We start from the raw sequence: 20,723 nt of genomic DNA, 5'->3' as shown, positions 1-20,723 counted from the left end.
CAAGCCAGACCAATTCTATATTGGCCGCCCGGAAAAAGCCGTACGAGAATCGACATCAGAACTTCAAGAACCTGACGGGTATCGACATGCTTGCAACAGCCATTGAATCGATCGAGACGATCATCGTCGATCTGCCGACCATCCGCCCGCACAAGCTGGCGATGCATACCATGCAGAACCAGACCCTGGTGATCATTCGTGTGCGCTGCGCCGACGGCATCGAAGGCATCGGCGAATCCACCACCATCGGTGGCCTGGCATACGGCAACGAAAGCCCTGAAAGTATCAAGACCAACATCGACTGCCATTTTGCGCCGCTGTTGCTGGGCCAGGATGGCAGCAACGTGAACGCCGCGATGCTGCGTCTGGAACGCAGCATCCGCGGCAACACCTTCGCCAAGTCCGGCATCGAAACCGCGTTGCTCGACGCGCAAGGCAAGCGTCTTGGCCTGCCGGTCAGCGAATTGCTCGGCGGCCGCGTGCGTGATGCCTTGCCAGTGGCCTGGACCCTGGCCAGTGGCGACACCGCCAAGGACATCGCCGAAGCGGAGCAAATGCTCGACCTGCGCCGCCACCGGATCTTCAAGCTGAAAATCGGTGCCGGCGAGGTCAATCGCGACCTGGGCCACGTCATCGCCATCAAGAAAGCCCTGGGCGATCGTGCCAGCGTGCGGGTCGATGTCAATCAGGCCTGGGACGAAGCCGTCGCGCTGCGTGCCTGCAGGATTCTGGGCACCAATGGCATCGATCTGATCGAACAGCCGATCTCGCGCAACAACCGCGCCGGCATGGCGCGCCTGAACGCCATGAGCCCGGCGCCGATCATGGCCGACGAATCCATCGAATGCGTTGAAGATGCCTTCAACCTGGCGCGCGAAGGCGCGGCGTCGGTGTTCGCCCTGAAGATTGCCAAGAATGGTGGCCCCCGCGCCGTGTTGCGCACCGCGGCCATCGCCGAAGCGGCTGGCATCGGCCTGTACGGCGGCACCATGCTTGAAGGTGGCGTCGGCACCCTGGCCTCGGCCCATGCCTTTATCACCTTGAACAAACTGGCCTGGGACACCGAGCTGTTCGGCCCATTGCTGCTGACCGAGGATATTCTCAGCGAGCCGCTGGTCTATCGCGATTTCGAGCTGCACGTGCCGAAAACACCGGGGCTGGGCCTTAGTCTGGATGAAGAACGCCTGGCGTTTTTCCGTCGCGACAAATCATCCACTGTCCTTCATCACGCCTGAGGAGAGCATCATGCTGTTCCACGTAAAAATGACCGTGAACCTGCCGGTCGACATGAATCCCGAATCCGCCGCCAGGCTCAAGGCTGACGAAAAAGCCCTGGCCCAGCGCCTGCAAGAGCAGGGCAAGTGGCGGCACCTGTGGCGCATCGCCGGGCTGTATGCCAATTACAGCGTGTTCGATGTCGACAGCGTGCAGGAGCTGCACGACCTGCTGATGCAATTGCCGCTGTATCCCTACATGGCGATCGAAGTCACCGCGATGTGCCGGCATCCTTCTTCGATCCGCGAGGATGACCGCTGAACCCAGCCTGTTCAGTTCGCCACGCTTATAATTACAAGATGAGGAACCACCATGAACGTCAAGATTTCCCACACTGCCAGCGCCCAGAAGTTTCTCGAAGAGGCCAGCGGCCTGTTCAACGAAGCCGGTAACCCACGGGTCAAGGCCCTGGTTTACCGCATCCTGCGTGATTCGGTGAATATCATCGAAGACCTGGCGGTGACGCCGGAAGAGTTCTGGAAAGCCGTCAACTACCTCAACGTGCTGGGTGCGCGCCAGGAAGCAGGCTTGCTGGTGGCCGGGATCGGCCTGGAACACTATCTCGACCTGTTGATGGACGCCGAAGACGAGCAGGCCGGCAAGTCCGGTGGCACCCCGCGGACCATCGAAGGCCCGCTGTACGTGGCCGGTGCGCCGCTGTCGAACTTCGAAGCGCGCCTGGATGACGGTGTCGACCCGGGCGTGGTGCTGTTCATGCAGGGCCAGGTCAAGAACACCGCCGGCCAACCCCTGGCCGGTGCGGTTGTGGATGTCTGGCACGCCAACACTGGCGGCACCTATTCCTACTTCGATACCACTCAGTCGGAATTCAACCTGCGTCGGCGCATCGTCACCGATGCCGAGGGGCGTTATCGTTTCCGCAGCATCGTGCCGTCGGGCTACGGCTGCCCGCCGGATGGTCCGACCCAACAGCTGCTCGATCAACTGGGCCGTCATGGTCAACGGCCGGCGCATATCCACTTCTTCATTTCCGCGCCGGATCATCGCCACCTGACCACCCAGATCAACCTCGACGGCGATCAATACCTGCACGATGACTTTGCCTACGCCACCCGTGACGAGCTGATCGCCAAAATCACCTTCAGCGACGATCAAGCGCGTGCAGCTGCCCATGGTGTGCGTGGTCGTTTTGCCGAAATCGACTTCGATTTCACCTTGCAGTCGTCCGCACAACCCGATGAACAGCAGCGTCACGAGCGGGTTCGCGCGCTCGAGGACTGATATCCTCTGACAGAGGAACCGGGCCACGAGATAACCTGTGGGCTCGACCTGTGGGAGCTAGCCTGCTCGCAAAAGCGGCATGTCAGTCAACGTTGATGTTGAAGCTGACGGGCCTTTCGCGAGCAGGCTCGCTCCCACAAGTCACTCCCACAGGTCGCTCCACTGACACACCCTTGCAAGCACTGCCCCGCAAGACCCGAAGCACCCTATAACAACAACGAGAGTGACCCGATGATGCAATCGCAATTGTTGAGTCAGCGCAGCACCATATTCGACCACGCCGATCCTTACGCGGTGTCGGGCTACGTCAATCAGCATGTCGGTAACCATTGCATCCTGATGCCTCGGGCCGGGCGACCGCTGGCCAGCCTCAATCACCGAAAATTTGCCAGTCTCGACCTCTGCCGCATCAGCTACGGCGGCAGCGTACGGGTCACCTCCGGCGCGCTGGAAAGCATCTATCACCTGCAGGTATTGCTGCGTGGCAACTGCCTGTGGCGCGGCCACGGTCAGGAACACTACTTTGCCCCCGGCGAATTGCTACTGATCAATCCCGATGATCCGGTGGACCTGACGTATTCCGACGATTGCGAAAAATTCATCCTCAAGGTCCCTACAACGTTGCTCGAATCCGTGTGCGATGAGCAGCGCTGGCGGTACCCGGGGCAGGGCGTGCGGTTCCTGGAGAACCGTTATCAGCTCGATGAGCTGGAAGGGTTTGTCGGGCTGCTGGCGATGATTTGCCAGGAAGCCGAGGCCACCGAGCAGATTCCCAAGGTGCAAGAGCACTACGCGCAGATCATCGTCAGCAAAATGCTCAGCCTGATGAAGACCAATGTCAGCCGGATCAGTCTCGGCTCACAGACAGCCACGTTCGAGGTGATTGCCGACTACATCGATCGTAACCTCAAGCAGGACATCGACAGCGAAGAGCTGGCCCGCCAGGCGCGGATGAGCCTGCGCTCGCTGTACGGCTTGTTCGAACGCAACGCCGGCACCACGCCGAAGAATTACATCCGGCACAAACGCCTCGAGCGCATCAATGCCTGCCTGAGCGACCCGACCTGCAACGTGCGCAACGTCACGGAAGTGGCCATGGATTACGGCTTCCTGCACCTGGGCCGGTTCTCCGACAACTACCGCAAGCAGTTTGGCGAGTTGCCCTCCGATACCCTGAAACGCCGGCACTGACCTGTAGGAGCCGGCTTGCTGGCGATTCGGGACGACGCGGTGTATCTGATGCACCGCGTCGCCCCCATTCGCCAGCAAGCCGGCTCCTACAGGGGAGGTGGTGTGTCTGATAGGCCGCGTGGCTCCCTTTCGCCAGCAGCCGGCTCCTACGATGTCCGCATTGACCTCTGCACTAAACGGATACAGGTCTGCACCCAGCGGATAGTCCGCCACCCCCTCCCGTCCTAGCATGGCCCTGCCTGACAATAACAATGGAGGCGGCGGCCATGACCCTGCGACCCGAATACCTGCAATCCCTGCTTGAAGACGATCCAGAGCAGGGTATCTATCGCTGCAAGCGCGAGATGTTCACCGACCCGCGCCTTTACGACCTCGAAATGAAACACATCTTCGAAGGCAACTGGCTGTACCTCGCCCACGAGAGCCAGATCCCCAACAAAAACGACTTCTACACCACCACCATGGGGCGCCAGTCGATCTTCATCGCGCGCAACAAGGATGGTGTGCTCAATGCGTTTCTCAACGCCTGCAGCCATCGCGGCGCGACGCTGTGCCGGCACAAGTCCGGCAACAAGAGCTCCTACACCTGCCCGTTCCACGGCTGGACCTTCAACAACTCCGGCAAGCTGCTCAAGGTCAAGGATCCGGCCGAAGCCGGCTACCCGGCCAGCTTCAACTGCGAAGGCTCCCACGACCTGACCAAGGTTGCGCGTTTCGAATCCTATCGCGGCTTCCTGTTCGGCAGCCTGAAGGCCGATGTGGTGCCGCTGGTCGAGCACCTGGGCGAGTCGGCCAAGATCATTGACATGATCGTCGACCAGTCCGCCGACGGCCTGGAAGTGTTGCGCGGTTCCTCCAGCTACATCTACGAAGGCAACTGGAAACTCACCGCCGAAAACGGCGCCGACGGTTACCACGTCAGCTCCGTGCACTGGAACTATGCCGCGACCCAGAACCAGCGCAAGCAGCGCGAGGCCGGCGATGACAATCCGACCATGAGCGCCGGCAGCTGGGCCAAGCAGGGCGGCGGGTTCTACTCCTTCGACAAGGGCCACATGCTGCTCTGGACCCGCTGGGCCAACCCTGAGGACCGCCCGCTGTACGAGCGCCGTGACGAGCTGGCCCAGGATTTCGGCAAGGCCCGTGCCGACTGGATGATCGAGAACTCGCGCAACTTGTGCCTGTACCCGAACGTGTACCTGATGGACCAGTTCAGCTCGCAGATCCGCATCGCCCGGCCGATCTCGGTCAACCGCACGGAAATCACCATCTACTGCATCGCCCCCAAAGGCGAGAGCGACACCGCGCGTTCGAGCCGGATTCGTCAGTACGAGGATTTCTTCAACGTCAGCGGCATGGCCACTCCGGACGACCTGGAAGAATTCCGTTCCTGCCAGACCAGTTATGAGGGCAGCGTGACCACCTGGAACGACATGTCCCGTGGTGCCGAGCACTGGGTCGAAGGCGCCGATGAGGCGGCGAAGGAAATCGATCTGCATCCGCTGCTCAGCGGCGTACGTACCGAAGACGAAGGCCTGTTCGTGCTGCAGCACAAGTACTGGCAGCAAACCATGCTCAAGGCCTTGACCGCAGAGCAGTCCGAGCTGATTGCAGTGGAGGCCGTGCAATGACGATCACCTATGAAGCCGTGCGCGACTTCCTCTACCGCGAAGCCCGCTACCTCGATGACCGGGAATGGGATCAATGGCTGGAGTTGTACGCCCAGGACGCAACCTTCTGGATGCCGTCCTGGGATGACAACGATGAGCTGACCGAAGATCCGCAGCGGGAAATCTCGCTGATCTGGTACGGCAACCGCACCGGCCTGGAAGACCGCGTCTTCCGCATCAAGACCGAGCGCTCCAGCGCCACCATGCCGGACACTCGCACCTCCCACAACATCAGCAACATCGAGCTGCTGGAACAAGCCGACGGACTGTGCAAGGTGCGCTTCAACTGGCACACCCTGAGCTTTCGCTACAAGACCGTCGACAGCTATTTCGGCAGCAGTTTCTACACCCTGGATGTGCGCGGCGAGAATCCGCTGATCAAGGCCAAGAAAGTGATCCTGAAGAACGACTACGTTCGCCAGGTCATCGATGTTTACCATTTGTGAGGCTGCCGGCATGACTCATTCCATCGCGTTCAATTTCGAAGACGGCGTCACCCGCTTTATCGACGCCAATGCCGGCGAAACCGTGGCCGACGCCGCGTATCGCCAGGGCATCAACATTCCACTGGACTGCCGTGACGGCGCCTGCGGCACTTGCAAATGTTTCGCCGAAGCCGGTCGCTACGACCTGGGTGAGGAATACATCGAAGACGCCCTCAGCAGTGACGAGGCCGAGCAAGGTTTTGTCCTGACCTGCCAGATGCGCGCCCTGAGCGATTGCGTGGTCCGCGTACCGACCTCCTCGCAAGTCTGCCGCACCCGTCAGGCCAGCTACGACGCCACCATCAGCGCCGTGCGCCAGTTGTCCGACAGCACCATCGCGCTGTCGATCAAGGGCGAGGCCTTGAGCAAACTGGCGTTCCTGCCGGGGCAGTATGTGAACCTGGGGATACCCGGCAGCGAGCAGACCCGCGCCTATTCGTTCAGCTCGTTGCAGCGCGATGGCGAAGTCAGCTTCCTGATTCGCAACGTCCCTGGCGGCCTGATGAGCAGCTTCCTCACCGGCATGGCCAAGGCCGGCGACAGCATGAGTCTGGCCGGGCCGTTGGGCAGCTTCTATCTGCGCGACATCCGCCGTCCGTTGTTGCTGCTGGCCGGCGGCACCGGCCTGGCGCCGTTCACCGCGATGCTGGATAAAATCGCCGAGCAGGGCAGTGAGCATCCGCTGCATCTGATCTACGGTGTGACCAACGATTTCGACCTGGTGGAAATGGATCGGCTGGAAGCCTTCGCCGCACGCATTCCGAACTTCAGCTTCAGCGCCTGCGTCGCCAGCCCCGACAGCCAGCACCCGCTCAAGGGCTACGTGACCCAGCACATCGAGCCCAGACATTTGAACGATGGCGACGTCGACGTCTACCTGTGCGGCCCACCGCCGATGGTCGAAGCGGTCAGCCAGTTCATTCGCGAACAAGGCATCGCGCCGGCGAACTTCTACTACGAGAAATTTGCCGCCAGCGCGGCATGAGGTACACATGAACAGATTTCACGAAAAAGTCGCGCTGATTACCGGTGCCGCCCAGGGCATCGGGCGCCGGGTTGCCGAGCGCATGGCGGCCGAAGGGGCGCAGTTGATCCTGGTGGATCGCTCCGACCTGGTGTTCGAAGTGCAGGAGGCGTTGGGGCAACACAGCCAGGTGCTGGCGCTGACCGCCGATCTCGAGCAATACGCCGAATGCAGTCGGGTGATGCAAGCCGCCGTCGAGCGCTTTGGCCGCCTGGATGTGTTGGTGAACAACGTCGGCGGCACGATCTGGGCCAAGCCTTTCGAACACTACGAAGCCGACCAGATCGAAGCCGAAGTGCGTCGTTCGCTGTTCCCGACGCTGTGGTGCTGCCATGCCGCGCTGCCGTTCATGCTTGAACAGGGCAGTGGCGCTATCGTCAACGTGTCGTCCATCGCCACCCGCAGTGTCAATCGCGTGCCATACGGTGCGGCAAAGGGCGCGGTGAATGCACTGACTGCTTGCCTGGCGTTCGAAACCGCCGGTCGCGGGATTCGGGTCAATGCCACCGCCCCCGGTGGTACCGATGCGCCGCCGCGGGCGATCCCGCGCAACGCCGCCGAACAAAGTGCCGAAGAGAAGGTGTGGTATCAGCAGATCGTCGACCAGACCCTCGACAGCAGTTTGATGAAACGCTACGGCACGCTCGATGAACAGGCCGGCGCCATCCTGTTTCTGGCCAGCGACGAAGCGTCCTACATCACCGGCTTGACCCTGCCGGTCGGCGGTGGCGACCAGGGCTGACAGGTCCCGACCGCTAAAGGCGACGCTGGAACGCTCTGACGATTGCACGCGTGGCGTCGCTGGTGTCCAGGTTGGGTATGGCTTCCAGCGGATACCAGATGCAGTCGAAGATTTCGTTTTGTGGCCGAGCCTCAGCGGGATTCACCACCCAGGCCTCGTAGACGTGGTGCCGGGTGTTGCCTGTTTGCAGTTCCATCAGATACAGCAGACCCTTGACCCCCAGCCCGGTTTCTTCCTGAAGTTCGCGCATGGCCGCGCTAGCGACGGTTTCACCGGGCTCGACCTTGCCACCAGGCAGCGTCCAGCGACTCCTTGGCTTGCGCACCAGGAGAATATGCCGGTCCTGTTCACAGATGACTGTTGCGCGTACTTTCATAAGTCACTTTACCGCCGGTTGTCATAAAACAGTCTTAAAAATGCAATATGCGCGCCGAAGTGCGCTCAGGCCGGTGCTTGAGAGGTTGGAGTCGTGGGGCCCATCGAAAGTGCAATGCGTGTGCATACGCTGGCGCGACGTCTGGTCTGCACTTGGCCGAGGGGCGGGTGTAAGGTAATCAGGTCAATGGTGGCTGATCACTGCCGAAAAGGAGGTAACCATGAGTGTTCCGATGCTCAACAAGATGCACATGAACGGTTATGACGTACTCAGCGTAAACAATGGCCCATGGCGGGTCTGCACCCAGGGTGACCGGCTCGGCGCATTTGCCAGCAGGGAAGAGGCACTGGCCTTCGCAGCCTCGCTTCCCGGTTACAAGCCCCGGGCGAAAAAGCCCGCCACCAGTCAGAAGACGGATAAATAGTGTGCGTCAAGCCCCGGTTCGCCGGGGCTTGTCATTTCTGTGGCGGATTGTGCTCTTTTCGACTGATGGCCTTGGCCTTCACCTCTTCGGCATAGCCTGCCAATCGTTGTTCATCGCCCTGAAACAGGTCGCACAGCCGCAGCGCTGCCTGTGCATCGACGTCATTGCCCGCCTGGCGCAACTGCTCCGCTATACGCAAAAGCTCCACCGCCGACCATCTCAGGTCCGAGGCAACGCTTTGCAGGTCGCGCCGAAGTTCGTTTTCGGATTCGTTAAGCCACATAATGACCTCCTGATTATCTCCGCTACGAAATTTTAGTCCCATTTCGGCCGGGGAGCGTTTTGTTCGTCTGATCCCGAGTGGACACCATCATGCAAGCCTCTACCTATCAGCTGCTGGAAGTGCGCGACGGCAAGCCGATCAAGCTCTGGACCGAGGGCGTCCCGGTCGAAAGCGAAGCCCGGCAGCAATTGATCAATACCGCGAAGATGCCGTTCATCTTCAAACACCTGGCGGTCATGCCCGACGTGCACCTGGGCAAAGGCTCCACCATCGGCAGCGTGATCCCCACCGTGGGCGCGATCATTCCGGCCGCCGTCGGGGTCGACATCGGTTGCGGCATGATTGCCGCCTGCACCACGCTGACCGCCAGCGACTTGCCGGACAATCTGCATGCGCTGCGCAGCGCCATCGAAAAGGCCGTACCCCACGGCCGTACGGTAAGCCGCGGTCGGCGCGACGAAGGCTCGTGGCAAAGCGTCCCCAAGCAGGCCGATCAGGCCTGGGCGGCGCTGGACCCGCGGTTCAGGGCGATTACTGCCAAGTACCCGAAACTGGCCAGCACCAACAACCGGCAGCATCTGGGCACGCTGGGCAGCGGTAATCATTTCATCGAGGTCTGCCTGGACGAGGCCGACAAGGTCTGGTTCATGTTGCACAGTGGTTCGCGCGGCGTCGGTAACGCCATTGGTAATCTGTTCATTCAGTTGGCGCAGGCGGACATGCGTCAGCACCTGGCCAACCTGCCGGACCGCGACCTGGCTTATTTCAAGGAAGGCAGCCGGCATTTCGCGGACTACGTCGAAGCGGTGGGCTGGGCTCAGGATTTCGCCCGGCAAAACCGCGCATTGATGATGCAGGCGGTGATCGGGGCCGCTTGGCAAGTGATTCGCAAACCGTTCGAGGTCGCGCTGGAGGCCGTCAACTGCCACCACAACTATGTGCAAAAAGAGCGGCACTTCGGGGAAAACGTGTGGGTAACCCGCAAGGGCGCGGTGTCGGCGAACAAAGGCGAGTTGGGGATCATTCCCGGGTCCATGGGGGCGAAAAGCTTCATCGTTCGCGGTCTGGGCAACGAGCAATCGTTCTGCTCCTGCAGCCACGGAGCCGGGCGCACCATGAGCCGCACCAAAGCGAAAAACACCTACAGCGTCGACGATCAGATCCGCGCCACTGCCCATGTGGAATGCCGCAAGGACGCTTCAGTGATCGATGAAATTCCGATGGCCTACAAGGATATCGACAAGGTCATGCAGGCACAGCGCGAGTTGGTGGAAGTGGTGCACACCCTGCGCCAGGTGGTCTGCGTAAAAGGCTGAGGATGAAAGGTGCTTCCATCTGTCGGGAAAATAACGCGAATTTGCCAGGTTGGTGTCGTACTGAAGTAGCCACTTTTTCGCCGCGACGAGGCCACTTCAAAATGACGACTACGGATGATTTCAGATTTCACGCCCATGAGCTGATCGTCGATCTGGACGCGGCCACCACGGAAATGATGAAGCTTATTTCCGCTCATCAGCTCAGCGGCCCGGAATGGGAACGGGTCACTCAATGGCAGCACGAAGCCTACGAACGGTGGATGACCTATCTGAACGCCAGATCATATCCGGAGTCCGGCGATACAAATGCTCCTCAGTGAGTCCGCTTCAATGGATGGATGTCTGGCCGGCGACGCGCTACATTGCGTCTTTTTTCAGGAAAGGGACGCGTCATGCGGATGTTGATCGGGGGGTTGGGGGTGGCATTGCTGGCGGGCTGTTCGTTGCCCGCGTCAGTGGTGCCAGGTGAACCGAATGTCAGCAAGTACAGTGAAAAAGTGCCAAAAGACTACGCCGCATGCATCCTGCCGGCGTGGCAGCGAGAGGTCCCAAACTCGACTCAAGCGGGGATTTCCAATGGCTACCGGATCACGGCGCCGAGCATCATCACGGCCGACGAGATCGTCGATATCGTGAAATCCAAAGACGGCAGTCGCGTATCGCTGTATCAGGGACCGCCCTGGGCCAAGTCGGGGGCGTTGCGCCAGGCGGTGCGCGACTGTTTGTAGGATTCAGCCGGAGATTTCCGTTACCTGGATGAGTTTGTCGTCGCTTGCCTGAGGGTTTGCGCCACTTTTCTTTTCCCTGCGATCACTCATCCAGTTTTCCACCTGCACGCCAAATTCCGGCGGGGCTTTGCGTCCGACCTTGCGCGCCAGATCCAGGATGGTCTGCTGGGCAAGGGCTTCCTCCATACGTTTCTGTGCAGTCATCATCACCGCATGGACCGCGCACGGACCTGCCACCGCCCAGTCGGGCGTCGCGCCTTCGAACAACGCGCAACGCCCGCGAATCTCGCGGCAATCAAAGATGAGCTTCTGGCCGTCGATGGCATTGACGATATCGAGCACGCTGATTTCGTCAGAAGGCCGGGCCAGCTTGAACCCGCCGCGCACCCCCTCGGTGGCCACCACCAGTTTTGCCTTGGCCAGTTTGGTGAAGATTTTTGCCAGATAGTCCAGAGGCACGCCTTGCAGCTCGGCAAGGTCGCGCACGCTCGCCTCCCGGGTGTCCCCGTGGTTGCCCACCAGAAAAATCAGGCAATGAATGCCGTACTCGACGCCTGCGCTGTAAAGAGACATTGGAATCTCCGACTAGTATTGTCGTAAATGTTATCAGCTGGACGAAGGTCAGGCAATGAGCCTCATTCGACCTCGCTATCAGAGCGAGCCATGGTTTCGTGGGTTTCGAGAAATCAAGGCAATCGATAGCAACCATCAATAAAAACAGATTGCGCGAAATAACTAGGATCAATAGAGTCGTAGTTGTTCGGTCGGCACTGACAAGCGTGCGACCACTTGCGAATTCATCATTTGGTCTTCCCCCGGAGTTGAAAATGAAACAGCACGTTCTGGTAATCGGCGCAGGTTTCGGTGGTATGTGGACGGCTTTGAGCGCGACCCGCCTGTTCGATATTCATGCTCACAACGACGTTGAGGTCACCGTATTGGCGCCCCAGGCCGAGCTGCGCGTTCGCCCGCGCTTCTATGAACCGAACGCGCATCGACTGGCGGCGCCGATCGGCGAGCTGTTCGATGCGGTTGGCGTCAAGTTCATCCAGGGCGCCGCGCAAACCATCGACGTGCGGGAAAAGCGTGTGGGTTACGTCGATGCTTCGGGCACCCAACAAGTGTGCAGCTACGACAAACTCGTTCTGGCCACCGGCAGCCGCCTGGCACAGTCCAACACCCCGGGTGTGAACGAACATGCATTTGACGTCGACCAGATCGAACAGGCCGTACGCCTGGAAAACCACCTCAAGTCGCTGGTCAACCTGCCGCAAGACAAAGGCCGCAACACGGTGGTGGTAGCCGGCGGTGGCTTCACCGGGATCGAAACCGCAACTGAAATGCCGGCACGCCTGCGGGAAATCCTGGGTGACGAGGCCGATATCGAAGTGATCATCGTCGATCGCGGCGACAAGATCGGTGGCTCCATGGGCGCCGAAATCGCCAAGTCGATCGAAGAGGCCAGTCTCGAGACCGGGGTCAAATGGCATTTGAAGGCCTCGGTAGTCTCCATCGACGCCAACGGGGTCAACCTGAGTGACGGCCAGCGTATCGATGCCAGGACCGTGATCTGGACCACCGGTGTGCGCGCCAGCTCACTGACCGAGCAGATCCCCGGCGAACGCGATCATCTGGGCCGCCTGCACGTGGACAGCCATCTGAAAGTCATCGGCCAGGACGATATCTTTGCCACCGGCGATGTCGCTTATGCTGCCACTGACGACATCGGCAACTACGCCTTGATGACCTGCCAGCACGCCATCATGTTGGGGCGCCATGCCGGTAACAACGTCGCCGCGCAGATTCTGGGCGTGGACCCGACGCCGTACCGTCAGCCCAAATACGTGACCTGTCTGGACCTGGGGGCCTGGGGCGCGGTGTACACCGAAGGTTGGGATCGTCAGGTGAAGCTGGTCAAGCAGGAAGGCAAGTCGCTCAAGACGCAGATCAACATCCAATGGATCTACCCCCCGGCGGCCAATCGCGAAGCGGCATGGGCTGCAGCGGATCCGCTGATCCCGATCGCTTGAGAGGTTATTGGCGTTGTCTTGAAGGCGCTGCCTGCTGTTAAAAATCCCGCCCGGTTTTCCGGGGCGGGATTTTTTTTGCAGCGTTCACTGGATTGGAGGTCGCTTTATTTTCGACTCGAACGCGGCTCTTGCAGGAGCTGCCTGCCTACGAAGGCGGCCTGACAGCCGGCCTGACTGTAGGAGCGAGGCTTGCCCGCGATGAACGTTAACGATAACGCGTGCGCTCTGGTTAAACGCGGCGCACTGGAGTCCTTCGCCAGCAAGCTGGCTCCTACAGGTAGGGCGTCATCGGTTTTTTTCCAGGATTGCATGAATACCCTTTTTTCCGGTTGAAAGGTTGCAGTTGTGAAATTTAATCTGTATTTTTTCATGAAATTATAAGTATAAAATTTCACGAGGCTTGCATGTTTCAACACTCTACCCGGCATGTCGACAGTTACTACGCCCACAGCTGCGCGGATCGGTTAGTGGATCGAGCGGTCTTCGAAGGGGAGCAGGACACCGATGTGTTGGTCATCGGCGCCGGCTTCAGTGGCCTGCATACCGCTTTGCGCCTGGCCCTGGCCGGCAAGCGCGTGACCGTGCTGGAAGCCAGCCGGGTGGCGTGGGCGGCGTCGGGGAGAAATGGCGGTCAGGCCATTCTCGGTTGGTCGTGCGACATGCCGCCGCTGGAGGCGGCGCTGGGCCATGAGCGGGCGCTGCGCCTGTGGGAGGGCATGCGCTGGGCGGCGCGGGAGTTGCGCGCGTTACCGGCACGGCATGATTTCGATTGTGACTATCGGGCTGGCCATCTCTGGACCTCGGTGATGCCGCGACGGGTAAAACTGCTCAGCGAGTGGCAGCATGAAGCCAGCCACAAGTGGGGCCACGATGGGTTGCAGTTCATACCGCGGGCGCAGTTGCCGCAATGGGTCGCCAGTGAACGCTACCAGGCGGGCCTGTTTGATCCTGAAGGCGGGCACCTGAACCCACTGAAACTGGCACTCGGCCTGGCTGCCGCGATCGAACGGGCCGGTGGAAGGATTCATGAGCAAAGTAAAGCCCTGAGTTATCGCGAAGAGGGCAATCGGTACGTGGTCACCACTGAGCATGGCCGGGTTCGGGCCGATGTGTCGGTGCTGGCGTGCAATGCTTATCTGGATCGGCTTGATCCGAAGCTGTCGAGTTGCGTACTGCCGGTCGGTACCTACCAGGTGGCCACGGCGCCGCTTACGGAACAGCAGGCGAGCGCGCTGTTACCGGGCAATGTGTGCGTCACCGACAATCAGTTTGTGCTCGATTATTTCCGTCGCACCCCGGACCACCGCCTGCTGTTCGGCGGTGGCTGCACTTATCTGGGGGGAATGCCCCGGGACATCGCCGCGGCGACCCGGCCTTGTCTTGAGCGTGTGTTCCCCCAACTCAAGGGCGTCGAGCTGGAGTTTGCCTGGGGCGGGCACATCGACCTCACCCTCAAGCGTACGCCGGACATCGGTCGACGGGGGGATCTTTACTGGCTGCAGGGCTATTCCGGGCACGGCGTACTGCCGACGTTGGCCGCGGCCCGTGCAGTGTCCGACGCCATCCTGGGGCAGCCGGACGAGCTGGCGTTGTATCAGGGTTTGATCAACGGCAGTTTCCCCGGCGGAAAGTATATGGCAGCGCCCCTGGAAGCCATTGGCAAGGCCTGGTACCGGCTGCGCGACAGCGTTTGAATTGCACCCTTTGCGGAAGTTTTTAGATGGATATGCAAGAAGAAATCTCGGCGCTGGCGATCCTGATCCAGGACCTGCGCAAGCACAAGAAGTACACGCTCAAGGAGTTGGCGGACAAGATCGGTCGCTCCGTGGGCTTTCTCTCGCAAGTCGAGCGCGGACTGTCGCGGCCGACGGTGGCGGACTTGACGGCCATCAGCGAAACCCTCGGCGTGCCGACCACTTATTTCTACAGTTTGCCCAAACCCATGGCCTTGCCGTGGGTGACCCGTCCAGACGAGCGGCGCACCCTGTATTACGCCGACGGCATCACCGACATCCTGGTCTCGCCGAAAATGCGCGCCTCGTTCTCGATGCTGGAAAGCCAGCTGGAGCCCGGCGCCAGCAGCGGCGACCGGCACATCAATGACAGTTCGGAGCAGGGCGGTTATGTGCTGGAGGGCGAGCTGACGTTGTGGCTGGCCGACGACAAGCCGGTCACCTTGCATACCGGCGACAGTTTTCAGCTGGCCAGTCATGCCCACTGCCGCTACGGCAACCTCTCGGACCGACTTACCCGAGTGCTATGGGTCTACACCTGATGACAAAACAAGGAATCACAACGATGGATGCTGTCTGCTCTGAACTGCTCGCCGAGGTTCGCAACTTCCGTCAGCGCTACCCGGATGTGCGTTATGTGGACCTGATCTCCCTGGACATTCCCGGGCATTTCTACGGCAAGCGCTACCCGGTCGAGATGCTGGAAAAGGTCGCTGCCGGCAGCCCGCTCAAACTGCCGCAGAACTGTGTGTTGCTCGGCACCCAGGGCGGGCTGTTCAAGATCGGGGATTACTGTTTCAACGACGGCGACCCGGATGCGCCCCGGCGCCTGGTGCCCGGCACGTTGAAACTCGTGGGCTGGGAAAAGCAGCCGCTGGGGCAGATGCTCATCACCTCCAGCGGCACGGAAAAACCGATCGTCTTCGAACCCCGGGAAGTCTTGGCGCAGGTGCTGGAACGGCTCGGCCGCAAAGGGATTTTCCCGGTGGTGGCGTTTGAGCTGGAGTTCTATCTGTTCGATCGGCAATTACACGATGGCTTGCCCCGGTTCCCGCGCGATCCGCTGACCGATGATGCGGACGACCAGCCGAACATGCACATCGAGCGGCTGTCGCGATTTTCAGCGGTGCTCGATGAGATGGTCGAGACTGCGCGGGCGCAAGGCATCGATGCCACGGTGATCACTGCCGAGCTGGGCCCGGGCCAGTTCGAAATCAACTTCGGTCACCTGGATGACGGTCTGCGTGCCGCCGACTGGGCTGCCCTGTTTTGCCGCAGCACCCGCGGTGTGGCGCTCAAGCACAACTATCGCGCCAGTTTCATGGCCAAGCCTTACTTGCAGCACCCCGGCAGCGGAATGCATGTGCATGTGAGCCTCTACGACGAGGCGGGGCACAACCTGTTGGCCGCCAACGGGCAGCAGCCGCTGCGCCATGCCGTGGCCGGCTGTCTGGAAGTACTGCCGCATTGCATGCCGATCTTTGCCCCGAATCACAATGCCATGCGCCGCCTGAGCGGCACGGTGAACGTCGCGACCCGTGCCAGTTGGGGTTTCGAAGACCGCGACGCGTGCCTGCGGGTGCCTGAATCGGATGAGCGCAATCTGCGTATCGAACATCGCCTGGCCGGCGCCGATGCCAACCCGTATCTGGTGCTGGCGGCCATTCTGGTGGGGTTGGAACAAGGACTCGCCGCCGGTCGCGAACCTATTGCCCCGCTCAACGAAGATCGCGACAGTGGCATCGATTTCCCGTTGGAAATGTTGGAAGCGGTGCAGTCGATGCAAGGCCATACGCCGTTGCGCGAAGGCTTGGGCGCGGAGTTCGTGGAGGTCTACTGCGAGAACAAGCGTCAGGATCACCTGACATTCATGCAGGAAATCAGTGCACGGGAATACCGCTGGTTTTTGTAGGTCACCTTAAAAATAGTGTGGATATATAAGGACTTGGAAACATTAGTAACTGGATGGTGAGTCAAAATATCTTGTTACAGGACGAAATATTCCGTAATATTCGCCCCGCGTTCACCACCACGGTTTATGCATTTTTAAGTCCCGGGCGTCCATCAGCTGCCCGGGATTTTTTTTGCCTGCCATTTAACGGGCACCCAAGCTCGCTGAAAAGCTATGGCAGTTCCACCCACCTGACGTCGGTCAAACCTGATTTTTCCGCGTGCTCGCGTAGCGCCGGGTGATTTTTTTGCGCGTGATTTTCCCCATACAAAAGCTCGATACCCGCATGCAGGCAAGCGTAGTACCAGGCGTCTTCATCAGTCATGTGCGAGTCCGGCTGGATAAAATCCAGGCGATTTTGTTTGAAGCAGTATGTGATTTCAAAATGCCGGGGGCGCATCCGAGTCTCCAGGGTGATGCCACTACGACATGAATGGCGTAGTGCCAGTTCCCTTTTTTTTCGGACTTCAACGCGCCTTGAATTCCTCCATCGCGTCCAGCATGGCCTCCTGGAAATACGCCTGGGACGCCCGGTCGCAAAGGATGTGCAGGCTCGCTTGCCGGGCGCTGCCGGGGTTGATCACGATCACGTTGATGCGTGCCGCCGACGTCTGCGCCACAGCCCCCGGGCCGAACGCCTGCGGACTCAGGTCAACGCCGCAGAGCTTGGCCATCACTTCACTCGGGTTTTCCCCCGACAGCTGAAACCAGGCATGGCTGTCCTGGCGCGGCAGCAGGTAATTGGCCTGATGATCCAGTTCCCAACGGGCCTCTTCATCCGCCATGCGCTGGCCTTGATCCTCGGGGCTGCCCAGCAGCAGGTATTCGGTCTGCGATAGCCGCGCCACCTGGCTGCCATCGGCTTGAGTCACAGCGCGGTTAGGCGCATCGGGCAGGGCGAAACCACGGCTGCGCAGGTACTCGGCGCTGTGGGCGCCGCGGAAACCGACCCGGGACAGGTCAGTCAGGTCCGTCAGGCTGCAGCCTGGCAACGGCGTCAGGGTTTGCCGGCCAACACGGGGTTGTTCTCTCAGGCTGGTCATCATTCAAAGCTCCTGGCGTTGGTTGTCTGGATCGAAGAAGGGCAGCTTGACCACCTCGGCCTGGACCACGATACCGCCTTCGACGCGGATCGGAATTCGTTGCCCTGGCGTGCTCTGGTCGATGCCGGCATAGGCCAGGCCGATGATCTTGCCCAGGCTGGCGGAATACTCGCAGGAGGTTACATTACCGCTGATGTCCGGCCCCTTGAGCACCAGGTGGCCCTCGAGGGGTTGCAGACTGCCCTTGGGCAACGCGAAGCCCACCAGTTTGCGTTTCAGTGGCTGGGCTTCGAGGATGTCCACGGAGCGCCGGCCGACGAAGAACGGCTTGCTGCGGCTGACCGCCCAGCCCATGTCGATTTCTGCCGGGTGGGTCATGCCGTCGGTGTCCTGGCTGATGATCACGTGGCCTTTCTCCAGGCGCAGCAGACGCTGGGTCTCGACGCCGAAGGGGCGAATGTCGAACGCCTTGCCAGCGTCCATCAATGCGTCCCACAGCTTGAGCCCGTGGCGTGCCGGGACGTGGATTTCATAGCCCAGTTCGCCGACAAAGCCGACCCGCAGCAAGCGCGCCTTGATCCCGGCGACCGTGCCCTGCCGCACGCCCAGGTAAGGGAAGCCTGCGGCGCTCAGGTCGAGGTCGGTGCAGACTTGTTCCAGCACCTTGCGCGCATCGGGCCCGGCGACGTTGACCGCGCAGATCGCCGCAGTGACGTTGGCGACGTCCACATCCAGGCGCCATTGCGCGTTCCACTTGAGCATCTGCTGGTAGATCCGGTCGACGCCGCTGGTGGTGGCGGTGACGTAGAAATGGTTCTCGGCAAACCGCGCGCAGACGCCGTCGTCGATCACCACCCCGTGCTCGTTGGTCATCAGCGCATAACGCGAGCGACCGATCGGCTGCTTGAGAAAGGCGAAGGTGTACATCCGGTTAAGCAACTCGGCAGCGTCCGGGCCGCGCACGTCCAGGCCGCCCAGGGTCGAGACGTCGATCAGGCCGACCTTGTTGCGCACGTGCAGGGCTTCGGCCTGCATGCACGCCTCGCGATCCCTGGCGTTGCCGTAGTACGCCGGACGTTGCCAGATGCCGGCGGGCATCATCTTCGCCCCGGCTTGCAGGTGGCGGGCATGCATCGGCGTTTGCCGGTACGGGTCGAACGCGCGGCCGGCGACATGCGCCAGCTTCTCGGCCACAAAGGGCGGACGCGCCGTGGTGACGCCGGTTTCGCTGATGTTGCGCCGGGTCGCCCAGGCCACCAGCCGCGCGGTCGGCAGCGCCGAGTGACGGCCCTGGGACGGACCCATGCCGACCGTGGAGTAGCGCTTGACCAGTTGCACGTCGCGATAGCCGATGCGGGTGGCGTTGACGATATCGGCCACTTGCAAGTCCTCGTCGAAGTCGACGAAATCCTTGCCCTTGGGGTGGGGGAAGATCGGCCAGTTGAAGTTGACCCGGGCTTCACCGATGAGTGGCGCGCGCTGTGCACCCACCACCAGACCCAGGGCGAGCGCGGCCTCGGTACCGGCATTCACGCCGTCGGCGATCACGTTATCCAGGTGGTGACGAGCATTGACCGAGCCTGCGACCTTCAGGTTCTGCGGCAGGCCGCTGATCGTGAACTCCGCACGTTGGTCGTCGTAGGCCAGTTTGCCGCCGGCCTGGCACAGCAGTTGGTAGACCGGCATGTAACCGGCGGACATGCACAACAAATCGCAATCCAGGCGCTGTCCGCTTTCGGCGACCTGGCCCTGTGCGGTGATCTTGCGCACGTCGACGCCACTGATATGGCGCATGCCTTTCTCGTGCAGGGCTTCATAGACGGTGCTGCTGCCCTGGCGGTAGATCTTGCGTTGCGCCAGGGCGCGCAGCAGGGATTCGTCCGAAGGCCCCGGGCGCAGGTCCACCACGGCGACCACTTCCACCCCTTGATCATGCAAGTCCAGCGCAGCGAGGTAACCGTCATCGTTGCCCGTCAGCACCACGGCGCGTTTGCCCGGCTTGACCGCATACAGCCTCATCAGCCGTTGCGCGGCACTGGTCAGCATCACCCCCGGCAGGTCGTTATTGCGAAAGATCACCGGCTGATCGAAGGCGCCGCTGCACACCAGGCACTGGCGGGCACGCACCTTGTACATACGCTTGCCCTGGATCACCGGCAGGTAGTTGTCGGTGAACCAGGCGTTGCAGGTGGCTTCGGTGAGGATGCGGATATTGGCGTGCTGCTGCACCGCGGCCAGCAGTTCGCGGCGCAGGGGCTCGGCTCGTTGGCCTTCGATATCGAAGCGGGCATAGGTCAGCGAGCCGCCGAGTACCGGTTGTTGTTCGATGAGCAGCACCTTGGCCCCGGCATTGGCCGCCGCCAGCGCTGCATGCAGGCCGGCAGGCCCGGCGCCGATCACCGCGATATCAGTGAACAGGTAGGCTTTGTCGTAGTACTCGGGCCGGAACTTGAGGTCGAGCACACCGAGCCCGGCTTTTTTGCGAATGATCGGTTCCCAGATTTTCCACATGCCCTTGGGCTTGTAGAACGAGCGGTAGTAGAAGCCCACCGGCATGAACTTCGAGAACTTGCCGAGGTAGGCGTCCTTGTCGTTGTCCAGCGAGCCATTGACGTTCTGCGCCGTGACCTGCAAACCGGCGGTCAAGGCGTGGGCATCGGCCAGCACGTTTGGCTCCTGGGGCAGCTGCACCAGGCTGTGGGCGTCCTGGCCGGCCATGGTCAGCGGGCCGCGGGGGCGATGGTATTTGAACGAACGGGAGATCAGGAAGCGCCCGTTGGCCAGCAGTGCGCTGGCGATGCTGTCGCCTTGCAAACCCTGGTAGCGGTGGCCGTCGAAACTGAAATCCAGCGGCTGATCACGGTCGATCAGCAAGCCCATGGGGGCGGGTAGGCGATTCATCCGGCGATCTCCTTGGCGGCGCTGAAGTCGACGCGGGTGGTGAACAGTTCTTTAGGGTCGAAGGTGCGCAGGATTTCATCGCTGACGGTGTGACGTTCCGCCAGGAACCAGTAGCTCGACGGGGTGTGCATCCACCACTCGCGCACCACGCCGGCGAGGTTGTCGGTGTTGAACACGTAGTCGGCCCATTCGGCGTCGCTGCAGGTCAGCGGATCGGGCATGGGTTTGAATTCACCGCCATAGCTGAACTCGCTGATATTGCGTGGCCCGTTGAGCGGGCAGGTCATGATTTTCATAGTCCGCTCTCCG

The 20,723-nt window shown here is 61.0% G+C and carries 23 protein-coding genes; 16 read left to right on the top strand and 7 right to left on the bottom strand.

Features of this window, described 5'->3' with window-relative positions; all coding sequences use genetic code 11:
• Nucleotides 1-86: 86 nt before the first annotated feature.
• The 8 genes from ACA041_RS18720 (at nucleotide 87) to ACA041_RS18685 (ending at nucleotide 7,629) form a co-directional block, all read left to right on the top strand.
• The gene (locus ACA041_RS18720) at nucleotides 87-1,235 is read left to right on the top strand and encodes a muconate cycloisomerase family protein (protein WP_497435501.1); all 1,149 of its coding nucleotides are present in this window, start codon (nucleotides 87-89) and stop codon (nucleotides 1,233-1,235) included.
• A gap of 10 nt (nucleotides 1,236-1,245) precedes the next feature.
• Complete coding sequence (catC, locus tag ACA041_RS18715; protein WP_497435497.1) at nucleotides 1,246-1,536, top strand: muconolactone Delta-isomerase; 291 nt, start codon at nucleotides 1,246-1,248, stop codon at nucleotides 1,534-1,536.
• 51 nt (nucleotides 1,537-1,587) lie between these two features.
• Complete coding sequence (catA, locus tag ACA041_RS18710) at nucleotides 1,588-2,517, top strand: catechol 1,2-dioxygenase (RefSeq protein ID WP_497435493.1); 930 nt, start codon at nucleotides 1,588-1,590, stop codon at nucleotides 2,515-2,517.
• Between the two features lie 231 nt (nucleotides 2,518-2,748).
• Nucleotides 2,749-3,708 (top strand): AraC family transcriptional regulator, encoded by a 960-nt coding sequence (locus ACA041_RS18705; protein ID WP_497435489.1) that lies wholly within the window; start codon nucleotides 2,749-2,751, stop codon nucleotides 3,706-3,708.
• A 266-nt stretch (nucleotides 3,709-3,974) separates the two neighbouring features.
• On the top strand, nucleotides 3,975-5,339 hold the full coding sequence (benA, locus tag ACA041_RS18700) for a benzoate 1,2-dioxygenase large subunit (protein ID WP_497435485.1): 1,365 nt from the start codon (nucleotides 3,975-3,977) through the stop codon (nucleotides 5,337-5,339).
• Nucleotides 5,336-5,824, top strand: a complete 489-nt coding sequence (gene benB, locus ACA041_RS18695) for a benzoate 1,2-dioxygenase small subunit (protein ID WP_497435480.1) — start codon at nucleotides 5,336-5,338, stop codon at nucleotides 5,822-5,824. The genes benA and benB overlap by 4 nt, the downstream gene beginning before the upstream one ends.
• 10 nt (nucleotides 5,825-5,834) lie before the next feature.
• Nucleotides 5,835-6,848, top strand: coding sequence for a benzoate 1,2-dioxygenase electron transfer component BenC (gene benC / locus ACA041_RS18690; RefSeq protein ID WP_497435476.1), 1,014 nt, complete (start codon nucleotides 5,835-5,837; stop codon nucleotides 6,846-6,848).
• Nucleotides 6,849-6,855: 7 nt separating this feature from the next.
• On the top strand, nucleotides 6,856-7,629 hold the full coding sequence (locus ACA041_RS18685) for a 1,6-dihydroxycyclohexa-2,4-diene-1-carboxylate dehydrogenase (protein WP_497435472.1): 774 nt from the start codon (nucleotides 6,856-6,858) through the stop codon (nucleotides 7,627-7,629).
• Between the two features lie 13 nt (nucleotides 7,630-7,642).
• Here the strand turns inward: ACA041_RS18685 and ACA041_RS18680 are convergent, their stop codons facing one another.
• Nucleotides 7,643-8,005, bottom strand: a complete 363-nt coding sequence (locus tag ACA041_RS18680; RefSeq protein ID WP_497435469.1) for an NUDIX hydrolase — start codon at nucleotides 8,003-8,005, stop codon at nucleotides 7,643-7,645.
• Nucleotides 8,006-8,225: 220 nt separating this feature from the next.
• On the opposite strand from ACA041_RS18680, the gene ACA041_RS18675 reads away from it, so the two are divergent.
• On the top strand, nucleotides 8,226-8,429 hold the full coding sequence (locus ACA041_RS18675) for an SPOR domain-containing protein (protein ID WP_497435466.1): 204 nt from the start codon (nucleotides 8,226-8,228) through the stop codon (nucleotides 8,427-8,429).
• A 31-nt stretch (nucleotides 8,430-8,460) separates the two neighbouring features.
• On the opposite strand, the gene ACA041_RS18670 is transcribed toward ACA041_RS18675, so the two are convergent.
• The gene (locus tag ACA041_RS18670) at nucleotides 8,461-8,712 is read right to left on the bottom strand and encodes a hypothetical protein (protein WP_497435464.1); all 252 of its coding nucleotides are present in this window, start codon (nucleotides 8,710-8,712) and stop codon (nucleotides 8,461-8,463) included.
• Between the two features lie 89 nt (nucleotides 8,713-8,801).
• On the opposite strand from ACA041_RS18670, the gene ACA041_RS18665 reads away from it, so the two are divergent.
• The 3 genes from ACA041_RS18665 to ACA041_RS18655 all read left to right on the top strand — a co-directional run bounded on the left by ACA041_RS18665 (nucleotide 8,802) and on the right by ACA041_RS18655 (nucleotide 10,756).
• Nucleotides 8,802-10,028 (top strand): RtcB family protein, encoded by a 1,227-nt coding sequence (locus tag ACA041_RS18665; protein ID WP_497435463.1) that lies wholly within the window; start codon nucleotides 8,802-8,804, stop codon nucleotides 10,026-10,028.
• A gap of 101 nt (nucleotides 10,029-10,129) precedes the next feature.
• Nucleotides 10,130-10,348, top strand: coding sequence for a hypothetical protein (locus ACA041_RS18660; protein WP_497435461.1), 219 nt, complete (start codon nucleotides 10,130-10,132; stop codon nucleotides 10,346-10,348).
• 72 nt (nucleotides 10,349-10,420) lie between these two features.
• Nucleotides 10,421-10,756 carry a hypothetical protein gene (locus ACA041_RS18655; RefSeq protein ID WP_497435458.1) on the top strand — a complete coding sequence of 112 codons (336 nt, stop codon included), beginning with the start codon at nucleotides 10,421-10,423 and terminating at the stop codon, nucleotides 10,754-10,756.
• A 3-nt stretch (nucleotides 10,757-10,759) separates the two neighbouring features.
• On the opposite strand, the gene ACA041_RS18650 is transcribed toward ACA041_RS18655, so the two are convergent.
• Nucleotides 10,760-11,329: an RrF2 family transcriptional regulator gene (locus ACA041_RS18650; RefSeq protein WP_497435455.1), complete on the bottom strand. Its 570-nt coding sequence runs from the start codon at nucleotides 11,327-11,329 to the stop codon at nucleotides 10,760-10,762.
• A gap of 254 nt (nucleotides 11,330-11,583) precedes the next feature.
• Here ACA041_RS18650 and ACA041_RS18645 point away from each other — a divergent pair, with 254 nt between their 5' ends.
• From ACA041_RS18645 to ACA041_RS18630, 4 genes are all read left to right on the top strand, one after another.
• A complete protein-coding gene (locus ACA041_RS18645; RefSeq protein WP_497435453.1) occupies nucleotides 11,584-12,786 on the top strand; it encodes an NAD(P)/FAD-dependent oxidoreductase in 1,203 nt (400 codons plus the stop codon).
• A gap of 404 nt (nucleotides 12,787-13,190) precedes the next feature.
• Complete coding sequence (locus ACA041_RS18640) at nucleotides 13,191-14,480, top strand: NAD(P)/FAD-dependent oxidoreductase (protein ID WP_497435449.1); 1,290 nt, start codon at nucleotides 13,191-13,193, stop codon at nucleotides 14,478-14,480.
• A gap of 26 nt (nucleotides 14,481-14,506) precedes the next feature.
• Nucleotides 14,507-15,061, top strand: coding sequence for a helix-turn-helix domain-containing protein (locus tag ACA041_RS18635; protein WP_497435445.1), 555 nt, complete (start codon nucleotides 14,507-14,509; stop codon nucleotides 15,059-15,061).
• Nucleotides 15,062-15,084: 23 nt separating this feature from the next.
• Nucleotides 15,085-16,431: a glutamine synthetase family protein gene (locus ACA041_RS18630; protein WP_497435441.1), complete on the top strand. Its 1,347-nt coding sequence runs from the start codon at nucleotides 15,085-15,087 to the stop codon at nucleotides 16,429-16,431.
• A gap of 211 nt (nucleotides 16,432-16,642) precedes the next feature.
• Here ACA041_RS18630 and ACA041_RS18625 read toward each other — a convergent pair whose 3' ends face one another.
• The 4 genes from ACA041_RS18625 to ACA041_RS18610 form a co-directional block, all read right to left on the bottom strand.
• Nucleotides 16,643-16,870, bottom strand: coding sequence for a DUF6555 family protein (locus ACA041_RS18625; RefSeq protein WP_497435438.1), 228 nt, complete (start codon nucleotides 16,868-16,870; stop codon nucleotides 16,643-16,645).
• A 67-nt stretch (nucleotides 16,871-16,937) separates the two neighbouring features.
• Nucleotides 16,938-17,513, bottom strand: coding sequence for a sarcosine oxidase subunit gamma (locus ACA041_RS18620; RefSeq protein ID WP_497442112.1), 576 nt, complete (start codon nucleotides 17,511-17,513; stop codon nucleotides 16,938-16,940).
• 3 nt (nucleotides 17,514-17,516) lie between these two features.
• Entirely contained in the window at nucleotides 17,517-20,414 is a 2,898-nt protein-coding gene (locus ACA041_RS18615) for an FAD-dependent oxidoreductase (RefSeq protein WP_497435433.1), read from the bottom strand.
• Nucleotides 20,411-20,710, bottom strand: a complete 300-nt coding sequence (locus ACA041_RS18610; RefSeq protein WP_497435428.1) for a sarcosine oxidase subunit delta — start codon at nucleotides 20,708-20,710, stop codon at nucleotides 20,411-20,413. Before ACA041_RS18610 ends, ACA041_RS18615 begins: the two co-directional genes overlap by 4 nt.
• Between the last annotated feature and the right edge of the window lie 13 nt (nucleotides 20,711-20,723).

It is taken from the genome of Pseudomonas sp. LBUM1676 (assembly GCF_059695605.1).
The sequence above is the reverse complement of the archived record's forward strand: the minus strand, read 5'-3'. Positions and strand labels throughout refer to the sequence as shown.